This is a genomic window from Enterobacter sp. RHBSTW-00901, from assembly GCF_014103115.1.
Classification (GTDB): domain Bacteria; phylum Pseudomonadota; class Gammaproteobacteria; order Enterobacterales; family Enterobacteriaceae; genus Enterobacter; species Enterobacter cloacae_P.
The window spans coordinates 2,946,744-2,969,958 of record NZ_JABXPB010000001.1; the positions used below are offsets into that span (position 1 = coordinate 2,946,744).

The 23,215-nt window shown below is 55.1% G+C and carries 22 protein-coding genes; 8 read left to right on the forward strand and 14 right to left on the reverse strand.

Annotated elements, in window-relative coordinates:
• Window positions 1-71 precede the first annotated feature (71 nt).
• Window positions 72-815 (forward strand): CDP-diacylglycerol diphosphatase, encoded by a 744-nt coding sequence (locus HV318_RS14205; RefSeq protein ID WP_182273259.1) that lies wholly within the window; start codon window positions 72-74, stop codon window positions 813-815.
• Between the two features lie 73 nt (window positions 816-888).
• The gene (locus tag HV318_RS14210) at window positions 889-2,193 is read left to right on the forward strand and encodes an SLC13 family permease (RefSeq protein ID WP_182273260.1); all 1,305 of its coding nucleotides are present in this window, start codon (window positions 889-891) and stop codon (window positions 2,191-2,193) included.
• Window positions 2,194-2,275: 82 nt separating this feature from the next.
• On the opposite strand, the gene tpiA is transcribed toward HV318_RS14210, so the two are convergent.
• Both tpiA and HV318_RS14220 read right to left on the reverse strand, forming a co-directional pair.
• Complete coding sequence (tpiA, locus tag HV318_RS14215; protein WP_010436926.1) at window positions 2,276-3,043, reverse strand: triose-phosphate isomerase; 768 nt, start codon at window positions 3,041-3,043, stop codon at window positions 2,276-2,278.
• A 111-nt stretch (window positions 3,044-3,154) separates the two neighbouring features.
• Entirely contained in the window at window positions 3,155-3,751 is a 597-nt protein-coding gene (locus HV318_RS14220; protein WP_182273261.1) for a DUF1454 family protein, read from the reverse strand.
• Window positions 3,752-3,863: 112 nt separating this feature from the next.
• Here HV318_RS14220 and HV318_RS14225 point away from each other — a divergent pair, with 112 nt between their 5' ends.
• Window positions 3,864-4,283 (forward strand): DUF805 domain-containing protein, encoded by a 420-nt coding sequence (locus HV318_RS14225; RefSeq protein WP_182273262.1) that lies wholly within the window; start codon window positions 3,864-3,866, stop codon window positions 4,281-4,283.
• On the opposite strand, the gene fpr is transcribed toward HV318_RS14225, so the two are convergent.
• The 4 genes from fpr to HV318_RS14245 form a co-directional block, all read right to left on the reverse strand.
• Window positions 4,284-5,030 carry a ferredoxin--NADP(+) reductase gene (fpr, locus tag HV318_RS14230; protein WP_182273263.1) on the reverse strand — a complete coding sequence of 249 codons (747 nt, stop codon included), beginning with the start codon at window positions 5,028-5,030 and terminating at the stop codon, window positions 4,284-4,286.
• A 96-nt stretch (window positions 5,031-5,126) separates the two neighbouring features.
• Window positions 5,127-6,137, reverse strand: coding sequence for a class II fructose-bisphosphatase (gene glpX / locus HV318_RS14235; RefSeq protein ID WP_182273264.1), 1,011 nt, complete (start codon window positions 6,135-6,137; stop codon window positions 5,127-5,129).
• Window positions 6,138-6,246: 109 nt separating this feature from the next.
• The gene (gene glpK / locus HV318_RS14240; protein ID WP_182273265.1) at window positions 6,247-7,755 is read right to left on the reverse strand and encodes a glycerol kinase GlpK; all 1,509 of its coding nucleotides are present in this window, start codon (window positions 7,753-7,755) and stop codon (window positions 6,247-6,249) included.
• 21 nt (window positions 7,756-7,776) lie between these two features.
• Entirely contained in the window at window positions 7,777-8,622 is an 846-nt protein-coding gene (locus tag HV318_RS14245) for an MIP/aquaporin family protein (RefSeq protein ID WP_182273266.1), read from the reverse strand.
• 398 nt (window positions 8,623-9,020) lie between these two features.
• Here HV318_RS14245 and zapB point away from each other — a divergent pair, with 398 nt between their 5' ends.
• Window positions 9,021-9,260, forward strand: coding sequence for a septal ring assembly protein ZapB (gene zapB / locus HV318_RS14250; protein WP_182273267.1), 240 nt, complete (start codon window positions 9,021-9,023; stop codon window positions 9,258-9,260).
• Window positions 9,261-9,357: 97 nt separating this feature from the next.
• Here the strand turns inward: zapB and rraA are convergent, their stop codons facing one another.
• The 7 genes from rraA to priA all read right to left on the reverse strand — a co-directional run bounded on the left by rraA (window position 9,358) and on the right by priA (window position 17,321).
• The gene (rraA, locus tag HV318_RS14255; RefSeq protein WP_182273268.1) at window positions 9,358-9,843 is read right to left on the reverse strand and encodes a ribonuclease E activity regulator RraA; all 486 of its coding nucleotides are present in this window, start codon (window positions 9,841-9,843) and stop codon (window positions 9,358-9,360) included.
• A 92-nt stretch (window positions 9,844-9,935) separates the two neighbouring features.
• Window positions 9,936-10,862: a 1,4-dihydroxy-2-naphthoate polyprenyltransferase gene (menA, locus tag HV318_RS14260; protein ID WP_182274603.1), complete on the reverse strand. Its 927-nt coding sequence runs from the start codon at window positions 10,860-10,862 to the stop codon at window positions 9,936-9,938.
• 62 nt (window positions 10,863-10,924) lie between these two features.
• Window positions 10,925-12,256, reverse strand: a complete 1,332-nt coding sequence (gene hslU, locus HV318_RS14265) for an ATP-dependent protease ATPase subunit HslU (protein WP_182273269.1) — start codon at window positions 12,254-12,256, stop codon at window positions 10,925-10,927.
• 9 nt (window positions 12,257-12,265) lie between these two features.
• Complete coding sequence (gene hslV, locus HV318_RS14270; protein WP_182273270.1) at window positions 12,266-12,796, reverse strand: ATP-dependent protease subunit HslV; 531 nt, start codon at window positions 12,794-12,796, stop codon at window positions 12,266-12,268.
• A 94-nt stretch (window positions 12,797-12,890) separates the two neighbouring features.
• A complete protein-coding gene (gene ftsN / locus HV318_RS14275; RefSeq protein WP_182273271.1) occupies window positions 12,891-13,886 on the reverse strand; it encodes a cell division protein FtsN in 996 nt (331 codons plus the stop codon).
• A 93-nt stretch (window positions 13,887-13,979) separates the two neighbouring features.
• The gene (cytR, locus tag HV318_RS14280) at window positions 13,980-15,005 is read right to left on the reverse strand and encodes a DNA-binding transcriptional regulator CytR (protein ID WP_182273272.1); all 1,026 of its coding nucleotides are present in this window, start codon (window positions 15,003-15,005) and stop codon (window positions 13,980-13,982) included.
• Between the two features lie 120 nt (window positions 15,006-15,125).
• The gene (gene priA, locus HV318_RS14285; protein WP_182273273.1) at window positions 15,126-17,321 is read right to left on the reverse strand and encodes a primosomal protein N'; all 2,196 of its coding nucleotides are present in this window, start codon (window positions 17,319-17,321) and stop codon (window positions 15,126-15,128) included.
• A gap of 205 nt (window positions 17,322-17,526) precedes the next feature.
• On the opposite strand from priA, the gene rpmE reads away from it, so the two are divergent.
• On the forward strand, window positions 17,527-17,739 hold the full coding sequence (gene rpmE / locus HV318_RS14290) for a 50S ribosomal protein L31 (RefSeq protein ID WP_003862040.1): 213 nt from the start codon (window positions 17,527-17,529) through the stop codon (window positions 17,737-17,739).
• A gap of 48 nt (window positions 17,740-17,787) precedes the next feature.
• On the opposite strand, the gene metJ is transcribed toward rpmE, so the two are convergent.
• Window positions 17,788-18,105 (reverse strand): met regulon transcriptional regulator MetJ, encoded by a 318-nt coding sequence (gene metJ / locus HV318_RS14295; RefSeq protein WP_006179183.1) that lies wholly within the window; start codon window positions 18,103-18,105, stop codon window positions 17,788-17,790.
• 276 nt (window positions 18,106-18,381) lie between these two features.
• Here metJ and metB point away from each other — a divergent pair, with 276 nt between their 5' ends.
• The 3 genes from metB (at window position 18,382) to metF (ending at window position 23,071) form a co-directional block, all read left to right on the forward strand.
• Window positions 18,382-19,542, forward strand: a complete 1,161-nt coding sequence (gene metB / locus HV318_RS14300) for a cystathionine gamma-synthase (RefSeq protein WP_182273274.1) — start codon at window positions 18,382-18,384, stop codon at window positions 19,540-19,542.
• 2 nt (window positions 19,543-19,544) lie between these two features.
• Window positions 19,545-21,977 carry a bifunctional aspartate kinase/homoserine dehydrogenase II gene (gene metL, locus HV318_RS14305; RefSeq protein ID WP_182273275.1) on the forward strand — a complete coding sequence of 811 codons (2,433 nt, stop codon included), beginning with the start codon at window positions 19,545-19,547 and terminating at the stop codon, window positions 21,975-21,977.
• 203 nt (window positions 21,978-22,180) lie between these two features.
• Window positions 22,181-23,071: a methylenetetrahydrofolate reductase gene (gene metF / locus HV318_RS14310; protein WP_182273276.1), complete on the forward strand. Its 891-nt coding sequence runs from the start codon at window positions 22,181-22,183 to the stop codon at window positions 23,069-23,071.
• The last annotated feature ends 144 nt before the right edge of the window (window positions 23,072-23,215 follow it).

Below are 23,215 nucleotides of genomic sequence, written 5' to 3' on the forward strand. Positions count from 1 at the left end.
TCCGCCGGGTTTTTTATTTGGTCATCATTTTGCGTTACTCTTCCACTTCAAATGGATACGGGGAACGCGTTGTGAAAAAAATAATTGTACTGGTTCTGGTTGCCATCGCACTTGCCGTGGGTGGCTGGTTCTGGATGACATCGGGTAACCCGAACGCGTTGCGGCATATCGTTCTTGACCAGTGTTTGCCTAATCAGCTGCAGCATCGTAACCCGGCACCGTGCGCGCAGGTGAAACCTGACGCGGGCTATGTCGTGTTCAAAGACCGTAACGGGCCGCTGCAATATCTGCTGATGCCGACGTACCGCATCAACGGCACAGAAAGCCCGCTCCTGACCGAGCCCCACACACCGAACTTCTTCTGGCTGGCGTGGCAGTCACGTAGTTTTATGCGCCTTAAACGTGGTTCTGACGTGCCCGACAGCGCCATTTCACTGACCATCAATTCCCCAACCGGGCGCACGCAGAACCATTTCCATATTCACATCTCCTGCCTGCGGCCAGACGTGCGCGCGAAGCTCGATGCCAGCCAGGGGCAAATCAGCACCCAGTGGCTGCCGCTTCCCGGTGGACTGGAAGGGCATGAGTATCTTGCCCGTCGGGTGACGGAAAATGAGCTGGTGCAACGCAGCCCGTTTATGATGCTGGCGGAAGAACTGCCAGAAGCACGCGATCACATGGGACGCTTTGCGCTGGCGATGGCGCAGCAGTCGGACGGCTCATTTGTGTTGCTGGCGACCGAGCGTAACGTGCTGATGCTTAACCGGGCCTCGGCAGAGGAATTGCAGGATCATCAATGCAATATTCTGAAGTGACCCCACTATAAATAGCGTTTACTCGTCCTGCCTGTCACCGTAGACTTGCTGAAAAAAACGACAGGAGACAGGCATGTCGCTCTGGTTAAGTTACCCTCTGCTACTACCCTCATTGATTGTTGGCGTCACCATCGTGCTGTGGGCGACGTCACTGTTACCGGAATTTATCACCGCACTGTTGTTTTTTGCTGCGGCAATGACCGCCAAAATCGCCCCACCGGAGGTGATCTTTGGCGGTTTTGCCTCGTCCGCATTCTGGCTGGTGTTTAGCGGTTTTGTGCTTGGCGTGGCGATCCGCAAAACCGGTCTGGCGGACAGAGCCGCGCGGGCGCTGTCGGCAAAGCTCACCGATTCCTGGGTGCAGATGGTGGCAAGCGTGGTGTTGCTGAGTTATGCACTGGCGTTTGTGATGCCGTCGAACATGGGGCGTATTGCGCTGCTGATGCCAATCGTTGCGGCGATGGCAAAACGGGCCAGCATCGCTGACGGCTCGCGCGCCTGGTTTGGTCTGGCACTGGCCGTCGGGTTCGGTACTTTCCAGCTTTCGGCAACTATCCTGCCCGCTAACGTACCCAACCTGGTGATGAGTGGTGCGGCGGAAGGTTCGTACGGTATTCATCTCAACTATGTGTCCTATCTGCTACTCCACACCCCCGTACTCGGTATTCTCAAAGGGGTGATTTTGATTGGCCTGATCTGCTGGCTTTTCCCCGGCAGCCCAAAACCCCCGCACGACCTGGCTCCGTCTGAACCGATGGGGCGTGACGAAAAACGTCTCGCCTGGCTGCTGGCGGTGGTACTGGTGATGTGGGTGACGGAGAGCTGGCACGGTATCGGGCCTGCGTGGACCGGGTTGGTGGCATCGGTCATTGTGCTGCTGCCACGCATTGGTTTTATCACGGGTGAAGAGTTCGCGGCGGGTGTGAATATGCGCACCTGCATTTACGTAGCGGGGATTCTTGGGCTGGCGATTGTGGTGACGCAAACCGGCATCGGTTCGGCGGTAGGTGAGGAATTGCTGCATATTATGCCGCTGGATGCCGACAGGCCGTTCACCAGCTTCCTGGCACTGACCGGGATCACCACGGCGCTCAACTTTATTATGACCGCCAACGGCGTTCCGGCGCTGTATACCACACTGGCACAGAGTTTCTCTGACGCCACCGGATTCCCGCTGCTCTCGGTGATCATGATTCAGGTGTTGGGTTATTCCACGCCGCTGTTGCCATATCAGGCATCGCCAATTGTGGTGGCTATGGGGTTAGGAAAGGTGCCTGCCAGGGCGGGGATGTCGCTCTGTCTGGCGCTGGCGATCGCAACGTATCTGGTACTGTTGCCGCTGGATTATCTGTGGTTTAGCGTGCTGGGACGTTTATAAAAAAAGCCCGGTGGCGCTAACGCTTACCGGGCCTGCGATCCTGTAGGGCGGGTTAGCGAAGCGCCACCCGCCGCAAAGGCGATTAAGCCTGTTTAGCCGCTTCTGCCGCTTTAACGATCACCGCGAAAGCGTCAGCTTTCAGGGATGCGCCGCCAACCAGTGCGCCGTCGATGTCTGGCTGGGTGAACAGCTCAGCAGCGTTAGCTGCGTTTACAGAACCGCCGTACTGGATGATAACCTGCTCAGCCACTTTTGCGTCTGCTTTAGCGATGTGGTCACGGATGAATTTGTGAACCGCCTGAGCCTGCGCTGGGGTTGCTGATTTGCCGGTACCGATAGCCCAGACTGGTTCGTAAGCGATAACTGCGCCTTCGAACGCTGCCGCGCCCTGAGTTTTCAGCACGGCGTCGATCTGACGTGCACAAACTTCTTCCGTTTTACCGGCTTCGTTTTCTGCTTCGGTTTCACCGATGCACAGAACCGGGATCAAACCCTGTTCTTTCAGCACAGCGAATTTCTTCGCGATGAATTCGTCGGATTCTTTGTGATAGGTGCGACGCTCAGAGTGGCCGATGATGATGTATTTCGCACCGATATCTTTCAGCATTTCAGCGGAGGTTTCACCGGTGAACGCACCAGACAGGTTAACATCAACGTTCTGAGCACCCAGAACGATGTGGCTGCCGTCAGCGGCGTGTTTAGCCAGATCCAGGTACATATCCGGCGGAGCGATGGCAACCGCACAGCCCGTCACGCCAGCCAGCTCTTTACGCAGGTTCGCAACCAGTTCGTTTACCATGTGGCGGCTGCCGTTCAGTTTCCAGTTACCCATCACTAAAGGATGTCGCATTTCAATTCTCCACGCTAAATAAGCGAATTAAGGAATATGGCCACCCTGACGGGCAGCATGGTCTGTGAATCAGTATAGAGATTTTCCCCTGAAAGGCTTTGCTTTTTGTCATTAATTCGCCCCTCCGAGTGAGTCTGATAGTGCCAGCTTAATCGGTTCAACTGCGAAGGTCAGTCCCTTTTCGCCGTTATCTGCCACAACATAGCGAATAGCACCTTCGGTATCGGTGTAGTAGCGCTTGTTTTTACCGGCGGTCAGGAGTTTTTGCAGCTTTTGCTGACTTTGTGCTTTCGTTAGCGCGGGCGTAAAGACCTGCAAAACCGCGCTCATGTACTCGAGTGCTTTCGCCTTCGCGGCTTTTTGCTCCGGCCCCTGAATCGGTAACCAGGTTATCTGCATGCTTTTGATTTTTAGCGTCCCGCGCTCCAGCGCAGTAGACGCGTATAAATTCTCGTTAATCTTGCTGGCAGCACGAGTCAGAGTGGGGGTATCGCGGGCGCTATCAATAGAGCGAAATTCATCCAGTGGCAGCTTTGGGTTGGCCTGATTAAAGGCTTCGCGAAACTGGCTGATGGATTGATCAAATGACGGTGCTCCTGCCAACAGGTAGGGCGCAGTCGTTGGGGCAGATGTTTCGGCAGCATGCAGGGAAAAGCCAGCGCTCAGCATGGCGAAACACAGCAAAAGAGAATGTACCGAACTTTTCATCAATATTGCCCCTGGCCGTAATGGCTCATGATTAAATCGATATCTGGTCGGCTTGTCAAAAGGTCACAACTCCAGGGTAAAATGCGCACCATACGATAATAAGGAACCTTACATGACCATACAGCAGTGGTTGTTTTCATTCAAAGGGCGTATTGGACGCCGTGATTTCTGGATCTGGATGGTGACGTGGATTGTCGCCATGTTGCTCCTTTTTTTCATTGCCTATAACGCGTGGCTGAGTACGCAGACGGCGGCATTTGCGTTGGTGTGCCTGTTGTGGCCAACAGCCGCTGTGGTGGTGAAACGCCTGCACGATCGCGGTCGTTCCGGTGCGTGGGCATTTCTGATTATTGTGGCGTGGATGCTGGTGGCGGGGAACTGGTCGATGCTTCCGTCCATCCTCCCCTGGGTGGTGGGCAGGCTACTGCCGACCATTATCTTTGTGATGATGGTTGTCGATCTGGGCGCGTTTATCGGCACCCAGAGCGAGAATAAATACGGTAAAGATACCCTTGAGGTGAAGTACCGCTGATCACCAGTAGTGTTCGGCGGTCATATGGCCCGGTCGACGGCGAAGATGTTTTGTCATCTGCCGGGTCTCTTTCAGGAGCTGCTGCGTGTCCCGAACCATCTGCGGGTTACCGCACAGCATGACGTGGCTGGTTTCGGTATTCATCGGCAAGCCCACCGCCGCTTCCAGTGCACCACTCTCAATCAACGCCGGTACACGACCCGTCAGCGAACCTGCTGCGGTTTCCCGGCTGACGACGGTCTGAATTTTCAATTTCCCGCCATACTGTTGTTCCAGCGCCTGCATCTGTGGCAGATAGCTTAGGTCGGCAGCATAGCGCGCGGCGTGAACCAGCACGATGTTTTTGAAGCGCTCAAGGTCTTTGCCATACTGCAGGATAGAAAGGTAAGGGCCGATAGCGGTGCCGGTTGCCAGCATCCAGAGGGTATCGCAGTCCGGGATTTCATCCAGCACAAAGAAACCTGCCGCTTCACTCACAATCTGCACATCATCGCCGGGTTTAAGTGCCGCCAGGCGCGGGCTGAGCTTACCGTCCGGGACGGTGACAAGATAAAACTCGAGATCTGGATTGTCGGGTGCGTTGACGTAAGAGTAGGCGCGTTGCACGCGCTCGCCGTCGACATCCAGCCCCAGCTTTGCGAATTGTCCGGCGGTAAACGGGTGGACGGGAGCATGCACGGTGAGACTAAATAGCGCATCGGTCCAGAATTGTATCTTTGTGATTTTACCTGTTACCCAGTCCGCCATGATCTTCTCCTGTGCTGTATCTCTGTTCTATCTTCCGTACTTGTGGTGAAGATTTCCAGCCCATATGGGCCGGAAAGCTCTATCGATCAAACGGTTTTACAGAATGTGGGTCTGTACGTCCGGGTCTTTGCGATCGAGATAGTGGATAGACTGTATACGGCGAATGGTGCGCGACTTACCGCGGATCAGCAGCGTTTCGGTGGTCGCCATGTTGCCCTTGCGGGTGATACCGTCCAGCAGATCGCCTTTGGTGATACCGGTGGCGGAGAAAATAACGTTATCGCTGCGCGCCATTTCGTCCAGAGCGAGGACTTTATTGGCTTCGATGCCCATTGCTTCACAGCGTGCCAGCTCGTCTTCGCCGATACGGCGGTTCTCTGCGCTGTCGCCTTTGACTTCATGACGCGGCAGCAGTCGCGCCTGCATATCGCCGTCCAGCGCGCGGATCACCGCAGCAGAAACCACACCTTCCGGTGCACCGCCGATACCGTAAAGCACGTCCACTTCGCTGTCTGGCATACAGGTCAGAATAGAGGCGGCCACGTCACCGTCCGGGATGGCAAATACGCGCACGCCAAGCTTTTGCATCTGCGCAATGGTCGCGTCATGGCGCGGTTTCGCCAGAATCGTTACGGTCAACTCGCTAAGTGGTTTACCCAGCGCTTTGGCTATATTGCGCAGGTTCTCTTCCAGCGGCAGGCTGAGGTCGATAGCGCCTTTCGCGCCAGGGCCGACAATCAGCTTTTCCATGTACATATCGGGTGCGTTGAGGAAACAGCCTTTGTCACCCACCGCCAGTACCGCCAGCGCGTTGGCCTGGCCCATTGCCGTCATGCGGGTCCCTTCGATCGGGTCGACGGCGATATCCACGGCATCACCTTTGCCCGTACCAACTTTTTCATCGATGTAGAGCATGGGCGCTTCGTCGATCTCGCCCTCGCCAATCACGATGGTGCCGTCGATGTTGACCTGGTTAAGCACAATGCGCATGGCATGGACAGCCGCGCCGTCAGCGGTGTTTTTGTCGCCACGACCCAGCCATTTATAGCCCGCCAGCGCGGCCGCTTCGGTCACGCGGGAAAATTCGATAGCAAGTTCACGTTTCATGAGGTACTCGTGCAGTCAAAAGGAATTGCACGAAGTTTATCACAGAGTGGCGTTGGGTGCGGTTTGGGTAACCCTCTCCCCTGTGGGGAGAAGGTTAGGTGGGGGTAAATTACTCTTCGTGATCTTCCCACGCCAGGGCGCGTTTCACCGCTTTCTTCCAGCCGTTATAGCGAACGTTACGCTCGGTGGTTTCGATGCCAGGGCGGAATTCGCGTTCGATTACCGCTTTTTCCTGCAGCTCGTCCAGGTTCTGCCAGAAGCCCACGGCCAGACCGGCAAGGTAAGCCGCACCCAGCGCGGTAACTTCGCGTACTTCCGGGCGCTCTACGCGGGTACCCAGAATGTCGGCCTGGAACTGCATCAGGAAGTTGTTGGCTACCGCACCGCCATCCACGCGCAGAGCGTGCAGACGGATACCGGAGTCAGCCTGCATGGCTTCCAGTACATCACGTGTCTGGTAGGCAATGGATTCCAGCGTGGCGCGGATGATGTGGTTAGAGTTCACACCACGCGTCAGGCCGAAAATCGCGCCGCGAGCATACGGATCCCAGTAAGGTGCGCCCAGACCCGTGAACGCAGGTACCACGTATACACCGTTGGTATCTTTCACTTTGGTGGCGAAGTATTCAGAGTCGAATGCATCGCTGATAAGCTTCATCTCGTCACGCAGCCACTGAATGGATGCACCCGCCATGAACACCGCACCTTCCAGAGCGTAGTTCACTTCACCGCGTGGGCCGCAGGCGATGGTGGTCAGCAGACCGTTCTCTGATTTCACCGCTTTCTCGCCGGTGTTCATCAGCATGAAGCAGCCTGTGCCGTAGGTGTTTTTCGCCATCCCTTCCTTGACGCACAGCTGGCCGAACAGCGCCGCCTGCTGGTCACCGGCGATACCGGCGATAGGAATACGGGTACCGCCTTTACCACCGATGTTGGTCTGACCGTACACTTCAGAAGACTTACGCACTTCTGGCAGCATGGCGCGTGGAATGTCCAGCGCGTCCAGCATCTTGTCATCCCACTCAAGGGTATTGATGTTGAAAAGCATGGTACGCGAGGCGTTGGTGTAGTCGGTCACGTGGACGCGTCCCTGGGTCATCTTCCAGATAAGCCAGGTATCGACGGTACCGAACAGCAGCTCGCCGCGTTTTGCTCGTTCGCGTGAACCTTCCACGTGGTCGAGGATCCACTTCACTTTGGTGCCGGAGAAATACGGGTCAACCACCAGACCGGTTGCGCTACGCACGTACTCTTCCATGCCGTCGCGTTTTAGCTGCTCACAAATTTCCGCAGTACGACGGCACTGCCAGACGATAGCATTGTAAATAGGCTTACCAGTTTCACGTTCCCAGACCACGGTTGTTTCACGCTGGTTGGTAATACCAATGGCGGCAATCTCGTCGGAACTGATATCGGCTTTTGCCAGCACTTCGACCAGCGTAGAGCTTTGTGACGCCCAGATCTCCATTGGGTCGTGTTCTACCCAGCCTGGGCGAGGATAAATTTGCTCAAATTCGCGCTGTGACACGCTGACGATATTCGCGTCATGATCCATTACGACAGCGCGGGAGCTGGTAGTGCCCTGGTCGAGCGCAACGATATATTTTTTTTCGGTCATGGTATGTGTCCCGTAGTCAGATTACAGCGAAGCTTTTTGTTGTGCGGCAGAAGTTGTTTCCTTCTCCTCTTCCACACAGGTGTCGCACGGTAAGTGGCGACCAATTAATTTGCGGTAGCTAAACGCACCCAGCGCAGCCCCGACAACCGGCGCAAACAGCGGTACCAGGAAGTAAGGAATGTCTTTGCCACCGGTGAAGGCTACGTCGCCCCAGCCTGCGATAAAGGCGAAGGCTTTTGGCCCGATATCACGCGCCGGGTTCATGGCGAAACCGGTCAGTGGGCCCATTGATGCGCCAATCACGGCAATCAGCAGGCCAATCAGCAGCGGAGCCAGCGGGCCACGCGGAATGCCGTTACCATCGTCAGTCAGCGCCAGGATAACGCCCATCAGGATAGCGGTAATCACTGTTTCAACTGCGAACGCCTGCACAAAATTGATATGCGGGTTTGGATACGTTGAGAAGATACCTGCGAGATCAATACTTTCGACACTGCCGCGCACCATATGATGTGCTTGCTCGAAGTCGATGAAAAGATTGTAATAAAGCCCGTAAACTAACGCCGCTGCACAAAACGCGCCGGCAAATTGAGAAATGATGAACGGAACAACTTTGCGTCCGTCAAAGCACGCGAACAGCCACAGTGCGATGGTTACCGCCGGGTTAAGATGTGCACCAGAAACGCCTGCGGTCAGGTAAATGGCCATTGCCACACCCAGACCCCAGATGATACTGATTTCCCACTGACCAAAACTGGCACCCGCCACTTTCAGTGCAGCGACACAGCCCACTCCGAAGAATATCAACAACCCGGTACCAAGGAACTCGGCGATGCACTGGCCTTTTAAGGTTGATGTCTGACTCATAATCGGAATCCTGAAGAAATTGATGTTTATTGTTAGCATGGCCGCCCGTGACAGCCACGATGTCCTGTAGACATAGTGTTAATTTATCGTTAACGAGCAAAAACGAGAAATATCGAAATTAAAATGTGTGGTCTGCGTCAATAAAATGAGCGTTTTCGCGCCATAAAGCGCGTTTTTGCATCAGTACGGAATGTGAGCTGAATCATTTCATTAACGAAAGGCTTAACAATTTAGGGGTATATGACGCGAACGCACCAGGACGAGGCCGAAAAGTGTTGCAAACCGCGATCTGCGCGGTGTGTTGCTGGACACAGAGCGCCGTGCTCCATACAATCGTTGGTATATGTCGTGCGCGTTTACGTTAAAGCGTCGCCTTGCAATTCAGGAGAGGTAGCATCATGTCTTTAGAAGTGTTTGAGAAACTGGAATCGAAAGTACAGCAGGCGATTGACACCATCACGCTGCTGCAAATGGAAATTGAAGAGCTGAAAGAGAAGAACAACAGCCTGGCGCAGGAAGTTCAGACCGCTCAGCACGGTCGCGAAGAGCTGGAGCGCGAAAACAACCAGCTGCGTGAACAGCAGAACAGCTGGCAGGATCGCCTGCAGGCGCTGCTTGGGCGTATGGAAGAAGTCTAATTTCTCTCGGGAAATACAGATGAAAATAAGCCGGGTAAAGCGTTGACGCCACCCGGCTTTTTTATGGTTCACGCAAAATCGCGGTAAAACAACGGTATTACTCAATATCCAGCGGATCTTCCGAAAGGATAATGCCGGTGTTATCGGCATAGAGGTGGTCGCCGGAGAAGAAGGTCACGCCGCCGAAATTCACGCGCACGTCGCTTTCGCCGATGCCTTCACCTGCCGCACCTACCGGTATGGCTGCGATGGCCTGAATGCCGAGATCCAGCTCTTCCAGGTCATCGACCTGGCGTACTGCACCGTAAACCACAATGCCTTCCCACTCGTTTTGCATGGCAAGACGGGCAAGATCGGCGTCGATGAGGGCCCGGCGCACGGAACCGCCGCCATCGACCAGCAGGATACGGCCACGGCCATTCTGTTCGAGCAGATCGTACAGCAACCCGTTATCCTCGAAACATTTCACCGTGATGATTTGCCCGCCAAACGACGACCGCCCACCAAAGTTGGAGAACAGCGGTTCAACGACGTTGACATCTTCCTGGTAGATGTCACAAAGCTCGGAGGTATCGTATTTCATAGGGTTACCGCTCTGTTGCTGCGAATGTGTTCAGTATATCGTGCGAAACGCGTTGTTGGCAAAATCATCAATTGTTAATTGATATTTGTCAGTTAACTCAGTATCTGGCTTAAAACAATCCCTAGCACGAACAACAGGTTAGTCAGCAATGCACCTTTTACCGTGCGTTCCAGCATGGGGGGCATTGCCGTCGGGCTAAGTTCCCGCATCACAAAGCGAGCCTGTTTCACCAGCATCGGCGCAGCGAGCACGAACAGCCAGCCCCACAGGCTGTGCAGGGAGATCAGGTTAAACAGGGCCAGGCAGACCAGCGCGCCAATCAACAGACACGCATGATAACGGCGGGCGTTAACCGGCCCCAGACGGACTGCCAGCGTGTTTTTGCCGTTCTCGCGGTCGCTGTCGATATCGCGCAGGTTGTTGATGTTGAGTACCGCAGTAGCCAGCAGACCGCAGGCGGTCGCCGGCAGGAACAGGGCAGGGATGAGCATATGTGCCTGTAAGTACCCGCTGCCCATCACGCTCAGCCAGCCGAAGAATACCAGCACAGAGATATCACCCAGGCCGATATAACCGTAAGGGCGCGTACCGACGGTGTAGGTAATGGCCGCGATAATCGCGAGCAAACCCAGCACCATAAAGCCAATGAAATCAGCCGTTGTTTTACAGGCAACAGACACCAGCGCCAGACCGGACAGGCAAATCAGCACGACGGTGATAATCAGCGCACGTTTCATCTGCGGCTGGGTAATCACCCCTTTCTGCATTCCGCGCAGCGGCCCGATACGGTCGGGTTTATCGCTGCCTTTCTCTGCATCACCATAGTCGTTGGCGAGATTAGAGAGAATTTGCAGCAAACCAGCAGTAACAAGTGCAAGCAAGGCAACCAGCGGATCGAAATGGCCCTGCCACCAGGCAAGGGCAGTGCCGACAATGATTGCGGCAAAGGCCAGAGGAAGGGTTTTAGGGCGCAGACTTTCGAGCCACGCCTGAGTACGGCTGATATCAGTCATAGTTATTTAGCCAATAAAAATGGGGCTTTTCAGCCCCATTAACAGTGATGAGAATGCAGTAACCGCGATTATAGGATAAAACGGCTCAGATCTTCATCTGCCACTAACGCATCCAGGTGTTTACCCACATACTCTGCGTCAATGGTAATGCTTTGACCGTTAAGGTCGCTCGCATCATAAGAGATATCTTCCATCAGGCGTTCCAGCACCGTGTGCAGACGACGCGCACCAATGTTCTCGGTGGTTTCGTTGACCTGCCATGCGGCCTGGGCGATACGTTTGATACCGTCCTCGGTAAAGTCGATATTCACGCCTTCGGTGGCCATCAGTGCTTTGTACTGTACGGTCACCGACGCGTTTGGCTCGGTCAGGATACGTTCGAAATCTTCGGTGGTCAGCGCCTGCAGTTCAACGCGGATCGGCAGACGACCCTGCAGTTCCGGGATCAGGTCAGACGGGCTGGCAATCTGGAACGCACCGGAAGCGATAAACAGGATGTGGTCCGTTTTTACCATACCGTGCTTGGTGGAGACGGTGCAGCCTTCAACCAGCGGCAGCAGGTCGCGCTGTACGCCTTCGCGGGAGACGTCCGGGCCGGACGCGTTGCCGCGCTTACAGATCTTGTCGATTTCGTCGATAAACACGATACCGTGCTGCTCAACCGCATCGATAGCATCTTGCTTCAGCTCTTCCGGGTTCACCAGCTTCGCCGCTTCTTCTTCAATCAGCAGCTTCATCGCTTCTTTGATTTTCAGCTTACGCGCTTTCTGCTTCTGGCCACCCAGGTTCTGGAACATGGACTGCAGCTGGCTGGTCATCTCTTCCATGCCCGGAGGAGCCATGATTTCCACACCCATTGGCGCAGCAGCGAGATCGATCTCAATCTCTTTGTCGTCCAGCTGACCTTCACGCAGTTTTTTGCGGAAAGCCTGACGCGCCGCCGAAGGTTCAGACTGCTGTTCAGCCTGGCCCCAGTTGTTTTTTGCTGGCGGGATCAGCACGTCGAGAATACGCTCTTCGGCCATCTCTTCGGCGCGGAAGCGGTTTTTCTCGATAGCCTGGACACGCACCATCTTGATCGCGGAATCGGTCAGATCGCGGATGATGGAGTCCACTTCTTTACCCACATAGCCCACTTCGGTGAACTTGGTGGCTTCAACTTTGATGAAGGGTGCGTTAGCCAGTTTCGCCAGACGACGGGCGATTTCGGTTTTACCGACACCGGTCGGGCCGATCATCAGAATGTTTTTCGGTGTGACTTCGTGGCGCAGCTCTTCATCAAGCTGCATACGACGCCAGCGGTTACGCAGGGCGATGGCCACAGAACGCTTAGCGTTATCCTGGCCAATAATGTGTTTGTTCAGTTCGCTGACAATTTCGCGTGGGGTCATTTCAGACATGGGAGATCCTTACGCTTTAGACGGTAATTCTTCGATGGTGTGGTTGTGGTTGGTATAGATGCAGATATCTCCTGCAATATCCAACGCTTTCACTGCGATATCACGCGCGTTCATGTCGGTATTTTCCAACAGCGCACGGGCCGCAGCCTGGGCATAAGGGCCGCCAGAGCCGATGGCAATCAGGTCGTTTTCCGGCTGAATAACGTCACCGTTACCGGTGATAATCAGTGAGGCAGTTTCATCGGCCACGGCCAGCAGCGCTTCGAGCTTGCGCAGCATACGATCGGTACGCCAGTCTTTCGCCAGCTCAACGGCGGCTTTCACCAGATGACCCTGGTGCATTTCCAGTTTACGTTCAAACAGTTCAAACAGCGTGAAGGCATCAGCCGTGCCGCCCGCAAAACCGGCGATCACTTTGTCGTTATATAAACGACGGACTTTTTTCACGTTGCCTTTCATGACGGTATTACCCAGCGTGGCCTGGCCATCACCGGCAATCACCACCTGGCCGTTACGGCGTACACTTACAATTGTTGTCACGAGCAGACCCCCTGGTTACAGAATCGGGAAACAGAAGCCCTGAGCCAGTGCTCAGGGCTGAATAGAATGATAGATGGGGGGGATTTTGGGGGTTTCAACCCCCGGAGGCGAGTCGAATGCAGTTTGTGTGACCTGCCATCTTCAGACGAGAGATCGTGCCATCCGCATTTTCTTTGCCTTTGACCGGGCCAATCACCACGCGATTCCAGCCATTGTTGGTGGTTATGCGGGAATCAAAGCCTTCAAACGCCAGCTGAGCTCGTACCGTTTCGGCCTGTTCTGCACCTTTAAACGAGCCACACTGAACCATCCAGCGACGTTCGTCTTTCTTCTCAGCCGTTTGCTTCGGCGCTTCGGTCTCTTTGGTGACCGGTGCGGCCTGCTGCGTTTTCGGCTGTTGCGCGGTGGTATGCGCAGGTGTTTGCAACAGATCCTGATAAGGCTGAGCCGTTTGCTTTTGCGGCTGAGTCTTTGGCTGCTGTTGAACAGGCTGCGACTGCACCGTACGCGTCTGTTGTTGCGGCTGCTGGTACGGTTGTTCCGTCACTCGCGGCTGCGTACGAGGCTGCTGTACTGGCTGAGTTTGCGCCAACTGCTGTTGTTGAATCTGTTGCTGGGCCTGACGTCGCTGCAGCGTTTGCTGACGCTGCTCCGGCGTTTGTTCGTTCCACGGCACTTCGTTCAACTGCGTAGGCTGCTGGCGCATATCGGCCTGCATTTGTGCCAACAGTTGACGCTGTTCGTCGGTGAGCTGGTTGGGGTTCACCACTTCACCACCGGCGGACGGTTCAGTCGGTGCGCGAACGCCTGGCTGGCGGCTTTCCAGCTCTTTAATATAACGCCAGCGCTCTTCCGGTTTTGGCGGCAGACCATTCCCGGCAACCTTGTTGCCCTGAAGGGCCTCAGACTCTTCTTTTTTATGGTGAGTAATAAAGTACAGACCGCCAATAAAGGCCACCAGTACAGCCGCAGCAATAGCGACCATTGCTGGCGAGACAGCAGGCAGGTTACGTTGCTTGTTCCTTGAGCTACTCTTTTTGCGTCGCGAAGGTGCCGGCTGGCCGCGACGTACATAATCTCGTTGTGCCACTATCGTTTCGCTGTATTTATTCGTTCGTCAGCCCGCCATGTTACTTAAGCGGCGGGGCTTTGACCAGATAAGGGTGTCCTAAAGGCATTTACTTTAAGTCAATGCCTGAGTCGTGCCACGAACAATCAGTTCGCAGTCCAGCAACCGTGAGCCGCTGCTAACTGCCTGACCATGCAGTTGATCCAGCAAAAGAAGCATAGCTTCACGACCAATGTCATAGCGTGGCTGCGAGACGGTTGAGAGCGGTGGATCGCAAAATTCTGAAAGCGAAATATTATCGAAACCAATAATCGATAAATCTTTTGGTATGCGCAGGCCGCGACGTTTGGCATACGATAATGCACCCAGTGCCATCACGTCACTGTGACAGAACACGGCAGTAGGCGGTTCAGGCAGTGCCAGAAGTTTTTCCAGCGCTTGTCCACCGGCTTCAAAGGTGAAATCGCCACGCGCGATGTAGTGTGGATCGACAGTGACGCCCGTGCGGCGTAGCGCCTGAACGTAGCCCTGCAGGCGGTAGTGACACAGCGGCATCTCTTCCGGCCCGGCAATGCAGCCAATACGCTTATGCCCCAGCTCCTGGAGATAGTTCACGGCGTTGAATGCGGCGGTCAGGTTATCGATATGAACGGTCGGCAGTTCCAGCTCTGGCGCGAATTCGTTGGCCATCACCATCGGCGGTAAATTACGCTGTTCTTCAATACTGGCATCAAACGGCAAACGAGAGCCGAGCAGTAGCATGCCGTCGATCTGTTTGGTGATGATGAGGTCGATAAAGGTTTTTTCCTGCTGGTTCTGGTGGGCACAGTCGCCAATCAGCACCAGATAACCTTGCTCAGCCGCCGTCACTTCGATACCGCGAATAATCTCGCTGAAGAAGGGATCGCAAATGTCTGGCACAATCACCAGAATGGTGCGCGATTCATTGCGCTTAACGTTACGCCCCATTGCCTGCGGGAAATACCCCACTTCCAGCGCCGCCTGTTCCACCCGGTTGCGGGTTGCCTGGGAGACTTTGTCCGGGTTCATTAATGCGCGGGACACTGTTGCCGTAGAGACTTTCGCTTTTTGGGCAACGTCTTTCATGGTCGCAGTAGCAACCTCTTTCCTGGACTTCAACGTCTTCTCCTCGCCTGAACACCGAACTTCTGACGTCTCCATTTTTACAGATTGTTAATGGAATCGGTTACAGAATTTTCATAAAAAGTGTGAGGAGTATTAAATTTTTTCGATCCGTCTTCAGCTTTCAATCGGATCGACGTCGAGAACCCACTTCACTTTCCGTGCTTCCGGCAGTGTGTTGATCAGTGCCAGCGTGCCGCTGACGATATGTTGTAAGCGGATACGTGAAGGGTGCTGGAGCAAAATCTGCCAGCGAAAACGTCCGCCGCGTTTAGGAGCCAGTGCAGGAACCGGGCCTAAAATCCACAGCTGATTATCCACCAGCGGGCTGGCCTGCAGGAGATTTCTCAATTGCTGCAGGAAAAGAGGAGCCTGCTGGTTGTTATGGTCTTCAGCCCGGATGATGACGTGGCTGGTCCACGGGGGAAGCTGCATCGTCTGGCGTTCAGCAAGTGCCTGTTCAGCGAATGCGTCATAACCTTTATGCAGTAAGGTCTGCAGTAGCGGATGCTCGGGATGGTGCGTTTGCAGTACCACTTCGCCTTGCTTTCCGGCGCGTCCGGCACGTCCGGCAACCTGGGTATAAAGCTGGGCAAAGCGTTCGGCTGAACGGAAATCTGCGGAGAACAGTGCTCCGTCCACGTCCAGCAGGGCGACCAGCGTGACGTCCGGGAAGTGGTGCCCTTTGGCCAGCATCTGGGTACCAATGAGGATGCGCGCGCCACCGCGATGCACTTCGGCTAACTGTTGTTCCAGCGCACCTTTGCGGCTGGTGGTGTCCCGGTCGATACGCGAAATGGGAACGTCAGGAAAGAAGGGCGTAAGCGCCTGTTCCAGCTGCTCCGTCCCCAGACCGACCGGCACAATATGCGTTGAACCGCACGACGGACACTGGTGCGGTACCGGGCGCTGGCTGTCGCAGTGATGGCAACGCAAATGCCGCTGGGCCTGATGGAAGGTGTAGTAGTGGTCACAGCGCGGGCATTCTGCTATCCAGCCGCAGTCGTGGCAGAGCAGTGCCGGGGCAAATCCGCGGCGGTTAAGAAATAAAATGACCTGGTTGCCCGCCTGTAAATGCTGGCGCATGCGGGTGATTAGCGCAGGTGCTAACCCCGCCTGAACCTGCTGGCCTTTCAGATCCAGAACATGCTGAATGGCCGGGCGCGCATTCCCCGCGCGACGCGTCAGGCGCAGCATATGGTATTTGCGCTGACGAACATTGTGCAATGTTTCAAGTGCCGGGGTGGCGGAACCCAGAATAATAGGGATTTGCTCACTATGGGCGCGATACACAGCCAGATCGCGGGCATGATAGCGCCAGCCCTCCTGCTGTTTATAGGAACTGTCGTGTTCTTCATCTATCACGATGACGCCGAGGTTTTTAAATGGCGTAAACAGTGACGAACGGGTGCCAATCACAATCGCCGCTTCGCCGTTTTTGGCTTTCAACCAGGCGCTGAGACGCTCGCTGTCGTTCAGACCAGAGTGCAGAACTTCAACGGGGGCATTGAAACGTTCGCGGAAGCGGGCGATGGTTTGTGGCGTCAGGCCGATCTCCGGCACCATCACCAGCGCCTGTTTGCCCTGGGCGAGCACATTTTCCAGCACGCTCAGGTAAACTTCGGTTTTACCGGAGCCGGTGACGCCGGCGAGCAGCCAGGCGGAGAAATGATCGGAGGCGCTGTGAATGGCTCCCACGGCGGTGGCCTGCTCGGTATTCAGGCGCAGACGGTCACCGGATACAGAAAAGTTGTTTCGCCAGTCGTAAAGGGCGGGGGCTTCGCTACCCAGTTCACTCAGCCCTTTCTTCCTTAATGCCTGCAGCGCGGTTTCACTGACTTCAAGCTCGTTGACCTGATGCCGCCAGATTTTCCCCTGGCGCAGCGCTGCCAGCGCCTGCCGTTGTTTCTGCGAGCGCTTCAGGCTGTTGATGTCCACGGCCTGCCCCTGCTCGGTGGCAAACCAGTACCACATTGGTGCATGGCTGGCGCTCTTACCCTGGCGCAGCAAAATGGGCAGCGCATGGAACAGGACATCGCCAATCGGATGGTGATAGTAATCCGCTGCCCACAGCAGCAGTCGCCAGGTACTGGTGGAGAAAACCGGCTCGCTGTCCAGCATCTCAACAACTGTCTTCAGTTCATTAAGCGGTAACTCACTCTTGTCGCTGACGGAAACCACAATCCCCACGCGCTGTTGTTTGCCAAACGGCACGGTCACGCGACAGCCCGCTTTGGCGCTCATGCTGTCGGGCAGCAGATAGTCAAAGGTGCGGGGAAGCGGAACGGGCAGGGCAACGTGAGCGACGGGCATCGAATCTTCCTGACTTGAAAAGTGGCGCGTTAGTATACACATTAGTGAAAGCAGCGTGCGGATCAGTTTGCATACGGTGGTCAAATTCTGTATGATTCGCCGCCTTTGATGCGCTTTATGCAGCGTCAAAACCTATACTATTAACATCGCGTGGTGTCTGGCGTTAGGGCTGGAAGAGCGACGCGGCCTTAACTGAGGTTCTCCCATGAAAAAAGATATTCACCCTAAATACGAAATGATTACTGCAAACTGCTCTTGCGGTAACTCTATCCAGATCCGCTCCACCGTGGGTCACGATCTGAACCTGGACGTGTGCGGCAAATGCCACCCGTTCTACACTGGTAAGCAGCGTGATGTTGCAACCGGTGGCCGTGTTGACCGCTTCAACAAGCGTTTCAGCATCCCGGGCGCGAAATAAGTTTCCCGAAAAAAAGGCACCGCAAGGTGCCTTTTTTGTATCTGCTTCTCAGTATTCCCACGTATCCGGGTCGATACCCAGTTCACGCATGATCACCTTTGCCTCTTCCGGGATTTCATCACTACGCTCTTTGCGCAGATCGTCATCGTTCGGCAACGGTTGGCCGGTAAATGCATGCAGAAACGCTTCGCACAGCAGTTCGCTGTTGGTCGCGTGACGCAGGTTGTTCACCTGACGACGCGTGCGTTCATCGGTGAGGATCTTCAACACCTTCAGAGGAATGGAAACCGTAATTTTTTTTACTTGTTCACTCTTCTTACCGTGCTCAGCGTATGGGCTGATATATTCGCCGCTCCATTCAGCCATGAGATACCTTTAATCCTCTCAGTCATTAATCTAAAGGTGCAAAACCTGTAACCGTCCGTTTTGAACCGTAATCTTGCGTAGTTTACCGTAGAGACGATACCGTGGCACGGATATTGCCGCTGTAGCGTGCACTAAAGCGTATAATTTTAACGGCTATTTGCGCATTGCTCAATCTATACGCAAAGAAGTTTAGATGTCCAGATGTATTGACGTCCATACTTTCAGTGTTTACTCTGGTGCCTGACTTTTCACCTAATTAGCCAGGAAGCCTTCACCATGACGCGTAAACAGGCCACCATCGCAGTGCGTAGCGGATTGAATGATGACGAGCAGTACGGCTGTGTTGTCCCGCCGATTCATCTTTCCAGTACTTACAATTTCACCGGATTTAATGAACCCCGTGCGCATGACTACTCGCGTCGTGGTAACCCTACGCGTGATGTTACCCAGCGCGCGCTGGCTGAGCTGGAAGGCGGTGCAGGGGCAGTGTTAACCAATACGGGGATGTCTGCCATTCACCTGGTGACGACGGTGTTCCTGAAACCGGGTGACCTGCTGGTTGCCCCGCATGACTGCTACGGCGGCAGCTATCGTCTGTTTGATAGCCTGGCAAAACGTGGCTGCTATCGCGTGCTGTTTGTCGATCAAAACGACGAACAGGCGCTGAAACAGGCGCTGACAGAGCAGCCGAAGCTGGTGCTGGTGGAAAGTCCAAGCAATCCATTGTTGCGTGTTGTCGATATTGCGAAAATTTGTCAGCTCGCAAGGGATGCAGGAGCGATAAGTGTAGTGGATAATACCTTCCTCAGTCCGGCCCTTCAGAACCCACTTGCACTGGGTGCAGATCTGGTATTGCATTCATGCACTAAATATCTGAACGGCCATTCTGACGTGGTAGCGGGCGTGGTGATTGCCAAAGATCCCGACGTTGTCACCGAACTGGCATGGTGGGCCAATAACATCGGCGTCACCGCAAGTGCCTTCGACAGCTATTTGTTGTTACGCGGTATTCGTACGTTGTCGCCGCGCATGGAAGCGGCGCAGCGTAATGCTCAGGCAATTGTCGATTTCCTGAAAACGCAGCCGCTGGTGAAGAAGCTTTATCACCCGTCGTTGCCTGAAAATCAGGGACATGAGATTGCCGCGCGCCAACAGAAGGGATTTGGTGCGATGTTAAGTTTTGAACTGGATGGCGACGAGCAAACGCTGCGTCGCTTCCTGAGCGGGTTGTCATTGTTTACGCTGGCGGAATCCTTAGGTGGGGTGGAAAGCTTAATCTCCCACGCCGCGACCATGACGCACGCAGGTATGGCACCAGAAGCACGTGCCGCCGCCGGTATTTCTGAGACGCTGCTGCGTATCTCTACCGGTATTGAAGATTCTGAAGATTTAATTGCCGATCTGGAAAATGGCTTCCGGATCGCAGCCAAGGGGTAATCATGAGTGTGATAGCGCAGGCAGGGGCGAAGGGTCGTCAACTGCACAAGTTTGGTGGTAGTAGTCTTGCTGATGTGAAGTGTTACCTGCGTGTCGCAGGGATCATGACAGAGTATTCACAGCCGGGTGACATGATGGTTGTCTCCGCGGCTGGCAGCACCACCAATCAGTTGATTAGCTGGCTGAAATTGAGCCAGACCGATCGCCTTTCTGCGCATCAGGTGCAACAGTCACTACGCCGTTACCAGAGCGAGCTGATTGCCGGCTTGCTGCCAGCGGACGTGGCGGACGGGCTGATTAGCGCCTTTACTCATGACCTTGAGCGTCTGGCTGCACTGCTGGACAGCGGCATTACCGATGCGGTGTATGCTGAAGTGGTCGGCCACGGTGAAGTGTGGTCTGCGCGTCTGATGGCTGCCGTGCTGCAACACCTTGGTGTGGACGCCGCCTGGCTCGATGCGCGTGACTTCTTGCGTGCCGAACGTGCCGCGCAGCCGCAGGTAGATGAGGGGCTGTCTTATCCGCTACTGCAACAGCTGCTGGTGCAACACCCCGGCAAACGCATTGTGGTGACAGGGTTTATCAGCCGCAGCAATGCAGGCGAAACCGTGCTGCTTGGGCGTAACGGTTCTGACTACTCTGCGACGCAAATCGGTGCGCTGGCGGGGGTTTCCCGCGTCACCATCTGGAGCGACGTGGCCGGTGTTTACAGCGCTGACCCGCGTAAAGTGAAAGATGCCTGCCTGCTGCCGCTGCTGCGTCTCGACGAAGCCAGTGAGCTGGCGCGTCTGGCGGCACCGGTTCTGCACGCCCGTACGCTGCAGCCGGTATCCGGTAGTGACATCGACCTGCAGCTTCGCTGTAGCTACACCCCGGATCAGGGTTCCACACGCATTGAACGCGTGCTGGCTTCTGGTACCGGGGCGCGTATCGTCACCAGCCACGACGACATCTGCCTGATTGAGTTCCAGGTGCCTGCCGGCCAGGACTTCAAGCTGGCGCACAAAGACATCGACCTGATCCTGAAGCGTGCGCAGGTGCGTCCGCTGGCCGTTGGCGTACACAATGACCGCCAGCTGCTGCAGTTCTGCTACACCGCTGAAGTGGCGGACAGCGCGCTGAAAATTCTTGATGAAGCGGGCTTGCCTGGCGAGCTTCGTCTGCGTCAGGGGCTGGCACTGATAGCGATGGTGGGCGCAGGCGTCACCCGTAACCCGCTGCACTGCCACCGTTTCTGGCAGCAACTGAAAGGCCAGCCAGTTGAATTTACCTGGCAGTCGGAAGAGGGCATCAGCCTGGTGGCCGTTCTGCGTAAAGGGCCAACCGAGAGCCTGATCCAGGGGCTACATACTTCCCTGTTCCGGGCGGAAAAACGTATCGGCCTGGTGCTGTTCGGTAAAGGTAACATTGGTTCCCGCTGGCTGGAGCTGTTTGCGCGCGAGCAAATTACGCTTTCGGCGCGTACCGGGTTTGAGTTTGTGCTGGCGGGCGTGGTGGACAGTCGTCGCAGCCTGCTGAACTATGAAGGTCTGGATGCCAGCCGTGCGCTTGCATTCTTTAATGATGAAGCCGTTGAGCAGGATGAAGAGTCGCTGTTCCTGTGGATGCGCGCGCACCCGTACGACGACCTGGTCGTGCTGGATGTTACGGCGAGTGAACAGCTTGCCGATCAGTACCTTGATTTCGCCAGCCACGGGTTCCACGTGATCAGCGCGAATAAGCTGGCGGGTGCAAGCAGCACGGATAAATACCGTCAGATCCACGATGCGTTTGAAAAAACCGGTCGTCACTGGCTCTATAACGCCACGGTGGGTGCGGGTCTGCCGGTTAACCATACCGTGCGTGATTTGATTGAAAGCGGTGACAGCATTCTGGCGCTGAGCGGCATCTTCTCCGGTACGCTCTCCTGGCTGTTCCTGCAGTTCGATGGCACCGTCCCGTTCACCGACCTGGTGGATCAGGCGTGGCAGCAAGGTTTAACCGAACCCGACCCACGCGTTGACCTGTCCGGTAAAGACGTGATGCGTAAGCTGGTGATCCTCGCGCGTGAAGCGGGCTATGACATTGAGCCTGGTGCTGTTCGCATGGAGTCGCTGGTGCCTGCGGGCTGCGAGGAAGGATCTGTCGATCACTTCTTCGAGAATGGTGATGAGCTGAACGACCAGATGGTGCAGCGTCTGGAAGCCGCACGTGAGATGGGTCTGGTGCTGCGCTATGTGGCGCGTTTTGAGGCAAACGGCAAAGCGCGCGTGGGTGTGGAGGCGGTTCGTCCAGAACACCCGCTGGCCGCACTTCTGCCGTGTGATAACGTCTTTGCGATTGAAAGCCGTTGGTACCGTGATAACCCGCTGGTGATCCGTGGCCCGGGAGCGGGGCGCGATGTCACCGCCGGAGCGATCCAGTCCGACATCAATCGTCTGGCTAAGCTGCTGTAATATCACTTGTTCCCTCTCCCTGTGGGAGAGGGAATGTCTCACCATCATGAATTTCCCTCATCTTCCCTGAACATTCCTCACCATTCCTGGTGATTATTTCTGTTGACGCCACTCCGCTTTTCCGTCATTTTTACATCTGGACGTCTAAACGTATAGAAGTTCGCAATACAACACACAACGACACGCGATTGATGAGGTAAGGTATGAGCTTTTTTCACGCCAACCAGCGGGAAGCCCTGAATCAGAGCCTGGCCGAAGTAAACGGCCAGATTAACGTCTCTTTTGAATTTTTCCCGCCGCGCACCAGTGAAATGGAGCAAACCCTGTGGAGCTCTATCGATCGCCTGAGCAGCCTGAAACCCAAGTTTGTCTCCGTGACCTACGGTGCCAACTCCGGTGAGCGCGACCGTACGCACAGTATTATTAAAGGCATTAAAGAGCGTACCGGTCTGGAAGCGGCTCCGCACCTGACCTGCATCGACGCTACCCGCGATGAACTGCGTGCCATTGCCCAGGACTACTGGAACAACGGTATTCGTCATATTGTCGCCCTGCGCGGTGACCTGCCGCCGGGCAGCGGTAAGCCGGAAATGTATGCTGCTGACCTGGTGACACTGCTGAAAGACGTGGCGGACTTCGATATCTCCGTTGCCGCTTACCCTGAAGTTCACCCAGAGGCGAAAAGCGCTCAGGCGGATCTGCTCAACCTGAAGCGTAAAGTGGATGCCGGTGCCAACCGTGCCATCACGCAATTTTTCTTTGATGTGGAAAGCTATCTGCGTTTTCGCGACCGCTGCGTCTCTGCGGGCATCGACGTCGAAATTATTCCGGGCATTCTGCCGGTGTCTAACTTCAGGCAGGCGAAGAAATTTGCTGACATGACCAACGTGCGCATTCCGCTCTGGATGTCTAAAATGTACGAGGGGCTGGACGATGACCCGGAAACACGTAAGCTGGTGGGCGCAAATATCGCGATGGACATGGTGAAAATTTTAAGTCGTGAAGGGGTGAAGGATTTCCACTTCTATACGCTAAACCGCGCGGAAATGAGTTACGCGATTTGCCACACGCTCGGTGTTCGACCTGGCGTGTAAGCAAGCAAAAGCCCTCTCCGGAGGGTTTTTTGATTTCTAAGGGTTTTATTTTCCCGCCATATTAGCAATTCTGCCTTTGACGTACAAAGCCCATGTTTTTTACATGGTTAATTGAACGGAATTATCTATCGAATCTGTGGGTCA

Excerpts from the sequence above, each read along its gene's own strand:
- HV318_RS14210 (WP_182273260.1), top strand. The coding sequence starts at position 889 with ATGTCGCTCTGGTTAAGTTACCCTCTGCTACTACCCTCATTGATTGTT.
- tpiA (WP_010436926.1), bottom strand. The coding sequence starts at position 3,043 with ATGCGACATCCTTTAGTGATGGGTAACTGGAAACTGAACGGCAGCCGC.
- HV318_RS14220 (WP_182273261.1), bottom strand. The coding sequence starts at position 3,751 with ATGAAAAGTTCGGTACATTCTCTTTTGCTGTGTTTCGCCATGCTGAGC.
- HV318_RS14225 (WP_182273262.1), top strand. The coding sequence starts at position 3,864 with ATGACCATACAGCAGTGGTTGTTTTCATTCAAAGGGCGTATTGGACGC.
- fpr (WP_182273263.1), bottom strand. The coding sequence starts at position 5,030 with ATGGCGGACTGGGTAACAGGTAAAATCACAAAGATACAATTCTGGACC.
- glpX (WP_182273264.1), bottom strand. The coding sequence starts at position 6,137 with ATGAAACGTGAACTTGCTATCGAATTTTCCCGCGTGACCGAAGCGGCC.
- glpK (WP_182273265.1), bottom strand. The coding sequence starts at position 7,755 with ATGACCGAAAAAAAATATATCGTTGCGCTCGACCAGGGCACTACCAGC.
- HV318_RS14245 (WP_182273266.1), bottom strand. The coding sequence starts at position 8,622 with ATGAGTCAGACATCAACCTTAAAAGGCCAGTGCATCGCCGAGTTCCTT.
- zapB (WP_182273267.1), top strand. The coding sequence starts at position 9,021 with ATGTCTTTAGAAGTGTTTGAGAAACTGGAATCGAAAGTACAGCAGGCG.
- rraA (WP_182273268.1), bottom strand. The coding sequence starts at position 9,843 with ATGAAATACGATACCTCCGAGCTTTGTGACATCTACCAGGAAGATGTC.
- hslU (WP_182273269.1), bottom strand. The coding sequence starts at position 12,256 with ATGTCTGAAATGACCCCACGCGAAATTGTCAGCGAACTGAACAAACAC.
- priA (WP_182273273.1), bottom strand. The coding sequence starts at position 17,321 with ATGCCCGTCGCTCACGTTGCCCTGCCCGTTCCGCTTCCCCGCACCTTT.
- rpmE (WP_003862040.1), top strand. The coding sequence starts at position 17,527 with ATGAAAAAAGATATTCACCCTAAATACGAAATGATTACTGCAAACTGC.
- metJ (WP_006179183.1), bottom strand. The coding sequence starts at position 18,105 with ATGGCTGAATGGAGCGGCGAATATATCAGCCCATACGCTGAGCACGGT.
- metB (WP_182273274.1), top strand. The coding sequence starts at position 18,382 with ATGACGCGTAAACAGGCCACCATCGCAGTGCGTAGCGGATTGAATGAT.
- metL (WP_182273275.1), top strand. The coding sequence starts at position 19,545 with ATGAGTGTGATAGCGCAGGCAGGGGCGAAGGGTCGTCAACTGCACAAG.
- metF (WP_182273276.1), top strand. The coding sequence starts at position 22,181 with ATGAGCTTTTTTCACGCCAACCAGCGGGAAGCCCTGAATCAGAGCCTG.